Origin of the sequence: Mesorhizobium sp. M7A.F.Ca.ET.027.03.2.1 (assembly GCF_003999175.1) — a bacterium.
Taxonomy (GTDB): domain Bacteria; phylum Pseudomonadota; class Alphaproteobacteria; order Rhizobiales; family Rhizobiaceae; genus Mesorhizobium.
This window is the reverse complement of the sequence record NZ_RZOM01001821.1, coordinates 1-536: the sequence shown is the minus strand read 5'-3', so window position 1 is coordinate 536 and position 536 is coordinate 1. Positions and strand designations below refer to the sequence as shown.

Below are 536 nucleotides of genomic sequence, written 5' to 3'. Positions count from 1 at the left end.
CCGCATGATCGCCGCACCGGTCAGCCCGCCGACGAACCCGGAAATGGCACCGAGCAGCGAGCCGATCACCACAGCCGAGACGACGACCAGAACCGCGATCGGCAGCGAATGCGCCGCCCCGTGCAAGGTGCGGGCGAGAACATCGCGGCCGAGAGCATCGGTGCCCAGCCAGTGCGCCCAGCTCGGCGGCTGCAAGCGGCGCGCGACCATTTCGAGCGGATCGAACTGCACGATTAAGGCGGCGAAGACGGTCATGAACAGCCAGAACAGGATGACGACCGTGCCGATGACCAATGGCGCGGTCAGCCATTCGGGAACAGCGGCGGAATGGGATTTGGTTGTGACCGCCGACATCAGCTCAACCTCACGCGCGGATTGGCCACCACGTAGAGGATGTCTGTGATGAGGTTGGTGACCAGGAAGGCGAGGCCGCCGACGATGGTGACGCCGATGATCGCCGGGAAGTCGAGCGCGCGCGCCGCCTCGACGGCATAGGAGCCCATGCCCGGCCAGGAAAAGATGGTTTCTGTCAGCAC

Annotated in this window: 1 protein-coding gene and 1 pseudogene; both read right to left on the bottom strand. The window is 65.3% G+C overall.

All coding sequences use genetic code 11. The annotated features are described in order from the left end of the window. Positions 1-354: pseudogene (locus EN750_RS38270) on the bottom strand (D,D-dipeptide ABC transporter permease); the annotation flags it as partial. After that, the coding region (locus tag EN750_RS38265; protein WP_127399515.1) for an ABC transporter permease subunit at positions 354-536 on the bottom strand (183 nt) is incomplete at its 5' end. The gene EN750_RS38265 and the pseudogene EN750_RS38270, both read right to left, overlap by 1 nt.